At 67.1% G+C, this 11,336-nt stretch carries 10 protein-coding genes and 1 pseudogene; all 11 read right to left on the reverse strand.

The features are described from left to right. Positions 1–335, reverse strand: a pseudogene (locus G6018_RS09705) (hypothetical protein); the annotation flags it as partial. Positions 336–354: 19 nt separating this feature from the next. Further along, entirely contained in the window at positions 355–1,017 is a 663-nt protein-coding gene (locus G6018_RS09710; RefSeq protein ID WP_187701019.1) for a hypothetical protein, read from the reverse strand. 53 nt (positions 1,018–1,070) lie between these two features. Continuing rightward, positions 1,071–2,315 carry an MCE family protein gene (locus G6018_RS09715; RefSeq protein WP_182639493.1) on the reverse strand — a complete coding sequence of 415 codons (1,245 nt, stop codon included), beginning with the start codon at positions 2,313–2,315 and terminating at the stop codon, positions 1,071–1,073. Continuing rightward, the gene (locus G6018_RS09720) at positions 2,312–3,568 is read right to left on the reverse strand and encodes an MCE family protein (protein ID WP_063971834.1); all 1,257 of its coding nucleotides are present in this window, start codon (positions 3,566–3,568) and stop codon (positions 2,312–2,314) included. The genes G6018_RS09715 and G6018_RS09720 overlap by 4 nt, the downstream gene beginning before the upstream one ends. Beyond that, positions 3,565–4,794, reverse strand: a complete 1,230-nt coding sequence (locus tag G6018_RS09725) for an MCE family protein (RefSeq protein ID WP_069389563.1) — start codon at positions 4,792–4,794, stop codon at positions 3,565–3,567. The genes G6018_RS09720 and G6018_RS09725 overlap by 4 nt, the downstream gene beginning before the upstream one ends. After that, complete coding sequence (locus tag G6018_RS09730; RefSeq protein WP_119192183.1) at positions 4,794–5,816, reverse strand: MCE family protein; 1,023 nt, start codon at positions 5,814–5,816, stop codon at positions 4,794–4,796. Before G6018_RS09730 ends, G6018_RS09725 begins: the two co-directional genes overlap by 1 nt. Beyond that, positions 5,813–6,904 carry an MCE family protein gene (locus G6018_RS09735; protein ID WP_063971831.1) on the reverse strand — a complete coding sequence of 364 codons (1,092 nt, stop codon included), beginning with the start codon at positions 6,902–6,904 and terminating at the stop codon, positions 5,813–5,815. The genes G6018_RS09730 and G6018_RS09735 overlap by 4 nt, the downstream gene beginning before the upstream one ends. Then, the gene (locus G6018_RS09740; RefSeq protein WP_159149058.1) at positions 6,901–8,337 is read right to left on the reverse strand and encodes an MCE family protein; all 1,437 of its coding nucleotides are present in this window, start codon (positions 8,335–8,337) and stop codon (positions 6,901–6,903) included. The genes G6018_RS09735 and G6018_RS09740 overlap by 4 nt, the downstream gene beginning before the upstream one ends. Continuing rightward, the gene (locus G6018_RS09745; protein WP_007631815.1) at positions 8,334–9,191 is read right to left on the reverse strand and encodes an ABC transporter permease; all 858 of its coding nucleotides are present in this window, start codon (positions 9,189–9,191) and stop codon (positions 8,334–8,336) included. The genes G6018_RS09740 and G6018_RS09745 overlap by 4 nt, the downstream gene beginning before the upstream one ends. Continuing rightward, positions 9,191–9,979 carry an ABC transporter permease gene (locus tag G6018_RS09750; protein ID WP_067716806.1) on the reverse strand — a complete coding sequence of 263 codons (789 nt, stop codon included), beginning with the start codon at positions 9,977–9,979 and terminating at the stop codon, positions 9,191–9,193. The genes G6018_RS09745 and G6018_RS09750 overlap by 1 nt, the downstream gene beginning before the upstream one ends. Before the next feature lie 68 nt (positions 9,980–10,047). Further along, positions 10,048–11,148: an ABC transporter ATP-binding protein gene (locus tag G6018_RS09755; RefSeq protein ID WP_132063034.1), complete on the reverse strand. Its 1,101-nt coding sequence runs from the start codon at positions 11,146–11,148 to the stop codon at positions 10,048–10,050. Positions 11,149–11,336: the final 188 nt, after the last annotated feature.

Genomic DNA, 11,336 nt, shown 5'->3' on the forward strand with positions numbered 1-11,336 from the left:
GCCGAGAGGACCTCCTCGGTGGCCTCCCGGTCAACGAACGCCCTGTTGTCCACGTCGACCCCGGGTTCCGTCGCCAGGAACGCCCCGATGGCCCCGGCGGCCAGCCCCGTCGCGATGGCGGAGTACGCGATCGTGCGACCACCGGGCCGACGGCCGGCACGCCGTTCCCCGCGACCCGCCCCGGTTCCGTCGCCGCCCACCTCGTCGTCTCGTGCGTCCCACGACGTGGGGTCCGTGGCGGTCCCGCCCTCGGGTCGGGTCTGTCCGGCGTGTCCGGCCAGCCGCCTACGGGGCGCCGGATTGACCGACTTCTGGGTTCTCTTGATCGGTGGCATCAGCGACTGTCGTCCTTCGTCATCGTCCGGCGGAGGTGGTCGGCGCGGGGGTCGACTCCTCCTCTGTGGCCGGGTCGTCCTGTTCCTCCGGCGCGTCGAGTTCCTGCACGGACCGGCTGGACTCGCCCACCGGGACCGTCACGCCCACCTGGTTGACCGCGTCGGCCTTCCAGGTGCCGTCCTCTCGCGTCAGGTCCACGCGCATCGCCTGACGGCCGGTGATGTCATCCTGGCCCTCCCGCTCGGAGTGGGCGGTGAACACCACCAGGACGGCGGCGTCGCCGGCCTCGAGGTCCAGGGTCTCGACAGCGGTGTGCGAGACCGTGGCCGTGGTGACCGCCTTCTGCTCCACGACGCGCGTCCGCACATCGTCGGCCCACTGCTCCTGCTCGGTGAGGAACTCGCCGGTCGAGGCCTCTGCCAGCTGCTCCAGCGAATCGTCGACGTTCCGGTGGTCGAAGCTGAACGCGTTGATGATCACCTGGGCGGCGACGTCGGCGGCCGCCTCGCGCTCGGACGCCACCTCCTGTGCCGACCGCGCCTGGGCGTAACGCACCCCGAACACCCCCAACGTCGCCAGCCCCGCCACGAGGATGATCGCCGCGAGGACCACCAGCCATCTCGGCACGGTCCCCGTCCCCGCGGGGCGGCGCGCGCCCCCCTCCGTTCCCTGCGAACTCATGGCGGCGACGCTACCGGACCCGCCGTCCGCCGAGTCGCCGCCCGGCCGCGCGGTCACCGGGGAATCAGCCCCTGCAGGACCGCGAGCTGCGTGGCCGCCACGGACAGGTTGGCCTTGTCGGGGTCGATCTTGGGCTTGGTGTCCCACGGCTGCGGCATGTCCGGGTGCGCGTACTCCACCCGGTCGGCACCGCGGACCGCGGTGGGGCTGCCGAAGGGCACGGTGCACTGCGCGTCGTAGTTGGGCGGGAAGTTCTGTTCCTGCCAGTCGAAGGACGGGTCCTGCGCCTTCATCTGGTCGATGATCTCCCACGTACCTTCGTACCCCTGCGTACACGCTGGTGGGTTGTTCGTCTCGAGGGACAGACCGAAGTGGATGGTCCCGTCCCCAGGAGCGACGGACATCCCGCCGGCGGCCAGTGCCGGCAACAGCTGCAGGAGCACCTTGAACGACGGCGCCAGTGGATCTATTGTCTTCATCGTCGCCGACAGGTTCCGCACGGCTCCAGAGAGCGGGGCGCCGGAGTTCTCCACCAGATAGCGGGTCTCGTCGGCGAACTCCGGTCCCGTGGTGATCAGCCGTTCCAGGTCGGAGTCCGAGTCACGCAACGCCTCGGTGACCGTCCTGAGATCGCGGGAGAAACTGACGATCTCGCCGGACTGGTCGGCCTGCGTCTCCAGGACGGTCGCCCCGTCGCGGATCAGCGTCTGCAACTGCGGCATGGTGCGGATACCGGACTCGGAAATCCGGATGAGGGAGTCCGAGAGTCGCTCCAGTTGGGGTCCCCGGCCCTGGAACGCCTTGCCGAGTTCATCGACGGTCACCTCGAGATCGTCCAAGGGGACCGATCGGGAAAGGTCGTCGACGGAGGCCAACAGGTTCTCGACGGGTACCGGCAACGCCTCACGTCCGGCGGAGACCACGTCCCCGTCCTCGAGATACGGCGCCGAGCTGCTGTTGGGTCGCAAGTCCACGTACTGCTCTCCGATGGCGGAGCGGTTGGCGACCACGGCCTCGGTGTCCGCCGGGACGTCGGGGGCGCTCGAGTCGAGGTCGAGCTCGACTCGCACACCGTCGTCGGTGAGCGAGAGCTCGCCCACCCGTCCGATCGCCGTGCCGCGGTAGTTGACGGCCGCGTTGGTGAACACCCCGCCGGTCTCGGGTAGGTCCAGATAGACCTGGTACTGGCCGATCCCGAACAGCGAAGGTAAGCGAACGTAGTTGGCACCTACATAGGTGATCCCGACCGCGGCGATCACACAGAAGGCGATGAGCTGGGTGCGGAGTGTCTTGCTCATCGGTTTCCTGGCTCTCCTGGTTCGGGCAGGTAGTTCTCGGAGAACTCCGAGACTCCTGGTGCGGGCTTGGGCACCACCGCCCGGTCCATGACCGGCGGGACCGGCAGGAGCGGCAGCACGATGGTCGTCCGCCGGTCCGGGCCGTTGTCGCCGACCCACGGGTTCTGCGGGTCCACGACGTAGGGCCCGCTCGTGGTGTTCGGACGGCGAACCACCGGTTCGCCCTGATTCGCCCCCAGATTCCGGAGCGTCTCAGAGATCGTCGCGTCCACGGAGAGAAAGATGTTGGCCGCGCCGCCGACGGTCGCCGGGATAGACGAGTCCGGGAACGGGAAGGTGGGGACGAAACCGATCAGTTCGATGAGCTCCGGAGTCGACTCGCCGAGGGACTGCAGCACAGGGCGCAGCGCCCGCAGGTCGGCGATGAGGTCCTCCCTGCTGGTGAGCAGGACTTCCGAGCCGACCTGGCCCAGTGTGTCGACCCGGCGCAGCATCTCCACGAACTGCGAGCGCTGCTCCTCGAGCACCGCCACCCCGGCGGGCAGCTCGTCGAGCGCCGCCTCGATCTGCTGGCGCTGATCGTTGGCACGCGACGTCATGAGGTTCACGCCCTCGAGGGCTTCGGTGATGCTGTCGCGCTGCCGGTTCAGGCCCCCGATGAGCTCCTCCGCCGATCGCAGGGTCCGGGTGAGATCCTCCTCGCGGCCGTCGGTGGCCTTGCGCAGTTCGGCCACGATCGGTTGCAGTTGGTCCACGCCGCCGCCGTTGAGCAACAGCGACAGCGCGCCGAGAACCTGCTCGATGTCGGTAGCCGTGCGGGTGTCCGAACTGGCGATGACGTCACCGCCGGACAGCTCTCCGGTGGGCGGCTCGTCCTCCGGCGGGCTGAGCTGCACGAACTTCTCGCCAAGGAGATTGGTCTGCTGGATCGAGGCCTCGACGTTGGCGGGGAGCTCCATGTCGCCGCGGAGGACGATGTCCACCTCTGCGGTCCACCCGTCCTCCGCCAGCGAGATACCGGACACGCGACCGGCGTCAAGACCATTGACCTTGACCGACGACTGCAGGACCAGGTCCAACACATCGTCGAAGCGGACGGCCACGTGCATGGGGTCCTCACCCAGGTCCGCGCCACCCGGCAGAGTGTAGTCCTCCAGATTCAACGAGCACCCCGCCGCGACGGCGGCCACGAGCGCGCTGGCACCGACCGCGCGGACGGCGCGACCGAGGATGGGCGTGGTCGGCCGGATCATCCCCGTCCCCCTTCCGAGGCGGGCGTCATCGGCCACCCGCGATTGCCCTGGACCGTCCCGGGAACCGGGACAGACTGATTCATCTCGCCAGCGAGGATGCCCAACGGCAGATCCGGGTTCGACGCTTGTAGATCGGCGTTGCGCTGCGGCGCGAGAGCCTCGCAGGCCTCGATATCGGCGCGCCGGAGGTTGTCGAGTTCGGCCAGCATCTGGTCCCCGGGGTTCAGGCGGCCAAGTGTCATGAGCTGGCACAGGACGCCGGCCGGGTCCTGCAACTCCGGGATGCCGAGACGTAAGGACAACAGCCCGGCCTCGGGGTCGTAGGCGCCGAGGAGGTTGGACAGAGCCAACGGAGCAGTCTTGAGGATCTCCTCGATGTCGCCCCTCTGGTCCGCGGTGATCTGACTGAGTCTCACCAAACGGTCCGCATTGCTGCGGATCACGTCCTGGTTGTCCCGCACGACACGCGCGACGTCCGCGAGGGCGTAGCTCAGTTCGGCGAGGGCGCCCTGGAGGTCCTCGCGCTGACCAGCGACAGTCTGGTTGAAGGTCGACATCTGGGAGTTGAACTGCCTCACCTGGGCATCGTTCTGCGCGAGCATCGTGACGAACGACTGCAGATTGACCACGGTCTCGCTGATGTCCTGACTCGAATCCGCCAGCGTCGTCGCGGCCTGCGACAACTCGTCGATCGACCGCCCGAGTGCGGCACCGTTGCCTCCGAGCGTGTCCGCGGACGCGGTGACGAACCGGTCGAGAGCGCCGTCCTTGTTGGCACCCTCCGGGCCGAGAGCATCGGTCAGTTCCTCCACCGAGGCGTAGAGCTTGTCCACCTCGACCGGTGTCGCGGTCCGCTCGAGGGGGATGTGCGCGCCCGATTCCATCTTGGGGCCGCCTGAGTAGGCGGGCAGTAGTTGGACGTTACGGTCAGGGACGACCGAGGGCGTCACCTGGACCGCCTTGGCGTCCGCCGGGACGTCCACGCCCCGGCGGACGTGGAACTCGACCTCGACGGTCTCCCCCATCGGGGTCACCTTGTCGACGGAACCCACCGTGACCCCCAGGATCCGGACATCGGAGCCCTCCGATATTCCGACGGCTGTCGGGAAGGTGGCGGTGATGCTGGTGCGTCCGAACCCCGTGACGGCGAGGAAAATCACAGTCACGGCGGCCACGACGACGACGAGCAGCAGCCCGACGAACGAGTACGGCATCTTCTTGTGCATCAGTTGATCCCACTCTGTCTGGCCGGCGCGCGGGCGCCGGGATAGAAGGGCGGCTCAGGAATACCCGGCGGGACGAGGTTGGTGACCACGGTGTCGAACCATCTGCCCGAGCCCAGAATGTTGGAGTACAGCCGATAGAAGGGCCCGAGGTTGTGGATGGATGCCCTCAGCTCTTCCTCGTGGTCGGTCAACACCGCCAGGGCGGAGTCGAGACTATCCAGGGTCGGCTTGAACTCGGCCTCGTTCTCCGCGACGAACCGGCGGAGTTCGATCGACAGTCCGCGCGTGGAGGCCAACACCAGCTTGAGACTCTCGGCGCGGTCGTTGAGTTCGCCCAACAACTGTCCGGTGCCGATGATCAGGCGCCGGAAGTCGTCATTACGGTCCGCCACGATCTGGGAGCTCGTACGCGTGGCCTCGAGTAGGTTCCGCAATTCGGCGTCCCGGCTGGACACGGTCTGCGACAGACGCGCCATGCCGTCGACCGCGCCCCGGAACTCCTCGGGCGACGCCTGCATCGCATCGGTGAGTGTGTCCAGGCTCGCTGCCAATTTGGCGTCATCGATCTCGTCGAGCGTCTCCGCTGCGGAGGAGAAAGCTGTGACCACGTCGTACGGGGCCACCGTCCGCTCAAGCGGGATCGGCTCCGACGTGTCGAGTTCCCCGGTTCCCGCCGGCGTGAGCGCGAGGTACTTCTGGCCGAGCACGGTCTTGAGCTGGATGCTCGCCCGGGTGTCGTCACCCAGCCAGGCGTCCTTGACCCGGAAGCCCACGGCCACCTTGTCGCCGTCGAGCGCCACGTCGGTCACGACGCCAACCTTGACGCCGGCCACGCGGACCTCGCTACCGTCCGCTAGCCCGGCGGCCTCGGAAAAGTAGGCTGTGTATTTGGGTCCCGCCCCGACGATCGGTAGCGCGTCGAGTCTGAACGACACGGCGGTCAGGGCGAGGATCACCAGGACCCCGATCGCTCCGATGGTGGCGTTGCTGAACCTCGGCTCGTTCGCACTGCGCTTGCTCATGGGATTCCCCCTGCGTGGCACCGGGGCGCGACGTTCGTGTACACCGGCTGATTGATCGTGGGACCGCCGCTCGGAAGAAGGTTGGGCACGTTGGTGCCTGGGCCGTGCACCACGTCGAGTCCACAGAGATAGAACTGGAGCCAGGACCCGAACGAACCCATCCTGATGAGGTTGTCGGTCTTGCGCGGCAGGTTGATGAGAACCTCGCTGAGCGTGTCGCGGTTCGTCGTGATCTGGTCGGTGACCACCTTGAGGTGGTCGAGCGAATCCGTCACGGCGGGCCGCGTGGCGGTGACGATGTTCTCCGCCGACGAGGTCAGATCCGCCATCGAGTCGAGCGAACTGCCGATAGCGTCGCGCTCGTCGGCGAGTCCCTCGACGAGTTGCCTGGTGGTCACCACGAGCTGCTGGAACTGCACGTCCCGCTCGTTGATGGTCTCGAGGACCCGGGTGAGGTTGTCGATGACTTCGCCGATCACCTGATCCCGATCGGCCAGGTGGTTGGTCAGCTCACCAGTCTGGCGGACCAGGCTCGTCACGGTGCCGCCCTCCCCTTGCAGTACCCGCACCAGCGAGTCGGCGAGCGCGTTGACGTCCTCCGGCTGCAGGGTCGTGAAGAGCGGGCGGAAACCGTTGAACAGCGCCGTGAGATCGACCGCGGGCGAGGTCTTCTCGATTCCGATCGTGCTCCCTTCCTCCAGGGCCGATTGGACGGGTCCGGGCTCCCGGGAGATGTTCAGGTACCGCTGGCCGATCATGTTCCGGAACCGCAGTGCCAGGTGCACGTTGGCCGGCAGCGTGCGGTCGCCGGCCAGGGTGAAGTCCACCTTAGCCAGGTCGCGTTCGTGGATCTCCATCCCGGTGATGTTGCCCACCACGACGCCGGCTATCCGGACGTCGTCGCCCTCCTCCAGCATGGTCACGTCGGAGAAGATCGCAGAGTACTCCGTACCTTCCGCCCGGGTGCCGCCCCTGATGGTCACGGCGAGGACCGAACTGAGCAGCACTGTGACCACGATGAAGACCACCAGTTTGACGAATGACCCCAGCAGGCCGCCACGGAATAGGGCCTTCAGTTTGGCGTTCATCGGAAACCGACCTCCGTTCCGCGAAGCGCCGGGGCGCCGATCTGGCCGATCCAGGCAGGGATCTCCTGCGCGCCGCGCGAGGACGCGACCCCCAGGACGGTTCGGACGGTGTCGGTCTCCAGCGGCGAGCCGGCGTAGGCCATAGCCACCACGTCGGTGTCCTGACCCGCGGTCACGGTTGACGGAAACGGCATATTGGGCTGCTCGGGCACCGCCCGCCCGGGAGCCGGGGGAACCGAGCCACGGTTACGGAGTGCCGGAACCGGCCCGTCCCGGAGAAGCGGATTGGGCAGAGTCGGGATGAACGCGGGCCCCGGATTGCGGGTGGGGATCTGGTAGCTCCCGTCGGCGATCGCCCCGCCGGGGGCCCCACCGAAGTAGAACGGCTCCTGCGCCGGGTCGTAACAGCGGGGACCGCGGGTGTCGAAGAACCGCGGCTCGTCCTGGTTGGGCACGTAACGCCCTCTGGGATTGACGAGCTCGAGCGTCACCCGGATGGCGGGGTGCTCGGTGCCCACGCCCAGGATGGCATCGGACCGGTCCAGAAGTGTCATGAAATTCCCCACCGAGCACGGCAGTGCTGGCGAATACTCAGCCAGGTACTCCAGGGAGGTGCGCGAGTCCACCGCCAGGGAGATGAGGTCGTTGCGGTTAGCGGCGAGGAAACCGGTGAGGACCTCGGACGATTCGCTGATCCGCCGCAGTCCGTCGGCGATGTCGGGGCGGCGCTGGACCACCGTGTCGCCGGTGGTGCGCAGAGCGTCCAGAGCGTTGATGAGATCAGGCAGCGCCTCGGAATAGGTCTGGGAGAATGTCGCCAGATCCTCCAGCCCGGATTCCAGAGCGGGCAACTCCTGGTTGATGCCGTCGAACACCTGTCCGATCTCGACCAGGCTGGCGCCGATCTCGTCCCCACGGCCTGACAACGCCTGGTTGATCGCGCCGAGCGTGCCCGCCAGTTTCTCCGGCGGGACCGCCTCGAGAACGGGGAGTAGCCCGTCCAGGACGCGCCCCAACTCGATCGCGTTGCCGCGGGTGTCCTGCTCGATGGTCGCTCCCGGTTCGAGCGTCCCCACGGGCTGATCGGGGAACCCCAGGTCGACGAACCGCTCACCGAACAACGTCTTGGGGAGCAGGCGGCCACTGACGTTGGCCGGCAGTTGTTCGATGAGCGCCGGGTCGAACTCCATGTTGACCTGCACGCGGTCCCCGTCGGGTTCGACACCGGAGACGCGGCCCACGAGGACACCGCGCGCCTTGACGTCGGCGTCGTTCGGCAGCGCGAACGCCATGTCGTCGGTGTACAGGGTGACGCCGTCCGAGTCGGTGAAGGCGCGGTTGTAGATCGCGATGGTGGTCCCGACGAACGCCAGGACGATAATGATGAAAAGGGCGGCCAGCAACCGCTTGGAGAGTACGGAGAGCTCGTTCATCCCGCCACCCGCACCGTCGTGGTCGTGCCCCAAAGTGCCAGTCCGACGAAGAAGTTCAGGATCGCCACCACGACGATCGTGGTGCGGACAGCGCGCCCCACCGCCACGCCGACGCCGGCCGGGCCCCCGGACGCGGTGTAGCCGTAGTAGCAGTGGATCATCACCAGCACGAAGGCGAAGATGATCACCTTGATGAAGGAGTAGATCACGTCTTCCGGAGGCAGGAACAGATGGAAGTAGTGGTCGAACGACCCTGTGGACTGTCCTTGAATCATGGTGTTGACTCCCCGCGTGGCGAGGTATGACGAGAGCAGACCCACGACGTAGAGCGGAATGACGGCGATGAACCCGGCGATGACCCGAGTGGTGACGAGGTACGGCACGCTCGGAATCGCCATGACCTCCAAGGCGTCGATCTCCTCGGAGATCCGCATGGCACCGAGCTGGGCGGTGAAACCGCAGCCGACGGTTGCGGACAGGGCGAGTGACGCCACGACGGGCGCGACCTCACGGGTGTTGACGTAGGCGGACAGGAAGCCGGTGAGGACCGAGCTGCCGATCTGGTCGAGGGCTGCGTACCCCTGCAGGCCGACGACGACCCCGGTGAACCCGCTCATCATGACGATGACGCCGATGGTTCCACCGAGCACCGCCAGGGTGCCGACGCCGAAGGTCACTTCCGCGATCAGACGCAACACCTCGTGCCGGTAGTGGACGATCGTCTGGGGAATCCAGCGGATAGCCCTCAGGTGGAAGGCGAGCTGGTCACCCAGGGAGTCGAACGAGTTGACCGGGCCACGGACGAGGGCCCTCAGCCGGGCCCGCGTGGGTCCGACATCGGTATGGATCGCCATTACGACCCCTTCGGGGGAACGATCTGCAGGTACATCGCCGTGAGGATGAGGTTGGCGAAGAACAGCAGGAGGAATGTGAGGACCACGCCCAGGTTGACGGCGTCGCCGACCCCCTTGGGTCCGCCCTTGGGGTTCATCCCGCAGTACGAGGCGACCACGCCGGCGATGAGTCCGAAGATCAGGGCCTTGATCGAGGACATGATGAAGTCGGGCAGCTGGGCGAGGGCACCGAACGACATCAGGTAGGCGCCCGGTGTGCCGCCCTGCAGCATGATGTTGAACACGTAACCGCCGGAGATCCCGACGATGGAGACGAGTCCGTTCAGGAGCACCGCGACGAGCATCATGCCGAGCACCCGGGGGACGACGAGCCTCTGGATGGGGTCGATCCCCAGGACGCGCATCGCGTCGAGCTCCTCGCGGATGGTCCGGGCACCGAGGTCGGCGGCCACCGCCGAACCGGCGGCGCCCGCGATCAGCAGTGAGGTCACCAGCGGCGCACCCTGTTGGACGACGGCGAGGACGCCGGTGGCCCCCGTGTAGGCCTCGGCGCCGAGCTGCTGGACGAGCGACCCGGTCTGCATCGCCACGACGGCCCCGAACGGGATCGCCACCAGTGCCGACGGGAGGATCGTCACCGAGGCGATGAACCAGGACTGCTCTATGAACTCACGGAACTGGAACGGTCGCCTGAAGACCCCTCGTAGCACGTCGAGGAACAGTCGGAATACCTCGCCGGCCCCGCCCACCGCGGTCCGGAAGCCTCCTCCGACATCAGCCGGTGACATACCGGCCCGTCCTTCTGGATGCTGGGTCGTACTCTCCGCCATCAAATCCCCCCGGTTCGGTCGACGCGTCAATTCTCGTCGGACCCGTAGTGCTCGTCCACTCCGGACGAGTTGGAGCCCGCGTCCGACTGCGACGAGGTGGCCCCTGCAGGCGCCGACGCGGCGACCTTACCGTTGCCGTGACCGCGAGAGGCCCATTCCTCGCGGATGGCCTGCTGCGCACCCTCCGGCAGCGTGTCGAGCATCTCTGCCACACGCTTCTCACGGCGGATCTCACCCCGGCGCTCGGGGCCGCCCGGGGTGGGCTGCATCTGTGGCGGGACACCCGTGACCTCGTCGGCTCCCGGGGACCCGTCGTTGTGGCCGGCGTCCGCCTGTGCCTGCTCCTCGCGCATCTGCGCGTCGTCCTTCTCCTCGGACATCCCGATCGGTCCCAGCTTGGAACCGCGCAGGAACTGGCGGACCGAGGGCTCCTCGCTCGTGAGCAGCACCTCGCGGGGACCGAACATCACGAGCTTCTTGCGGTAGAGCATGCCCAGGTTGTCCGGGACGGTCCGGGCGAGGTTGATGTTGTGCGTCACGATGAGGATGGTGGCGTCGATCTGCGCGTTGATGTCGATGAGCGACTGCGCCAGGTACGTGGTGCGCACCGGATCGAGCCCCGAGTCCGGCTCGTCCACCAGGATGATCTCCGGGTCCAGGACCAGCGCACGGGCCAGGCCGGCGCGTTTGCGCATCCCTCCGGAGATCTCGGCGGGGAGCTTGCCCTCGGCCCCTGTGAGGCCGGTGAGCTCGAGCTTCTCCATGACGATGCTACGGATCTCGGACTCGGACTTGCGGGTGTGCTCACGCAACGGGAACGCCACGTTGTCGTAGAGGTCCATGGAGCCGAACAGCGCCCCGTCCTGGAACAGGACGCCGAAGAGCTTGCGGATCTCGTAGAGCTCCTTGACGGTGCACTGGAGGATGTCCGTGCCGTCGATGATGATCTTGCCGCGCTCTGGACGGAGCAGGCCGATCAACGACTTGAGGAAAACCGACTTTCCTGTGCCCGACGGACCCAGGAGCGCGCTGACCTCTCCCACGGGAAGGGTGAACGAGACGTCCTCCCAGATCGCCTGCGTTCCGAAGGACTTGGTCAGACCTTCGACGGATACCTCTGCGCCCACGACACCACTCCTCACTGCAGCCATCATCTGTGGCCACGGTCACTATAAACTACCGCTCCGGAGGCATGCTTTGTTACATCCCGTGGAAAAGTGTTTCGTTTTCGCGGCCAGAGGGCAGGCGGGCGTGAGGAAACGGGCGAGTGGAACGCAAATAGGACAGGGACGGCCCGGCGATATCGCCGGGCCGT

The sequence above is a fragment of the Dietzia sp. DQ11-44 genome, assembly GCF_014145205.1.
Lineage (GTDB): Bacteria > Actinomycetota > Actinomycetes > Mycobacteriales > Mycobacteriaceae > Dietzia > Dietzia natronolimnaea.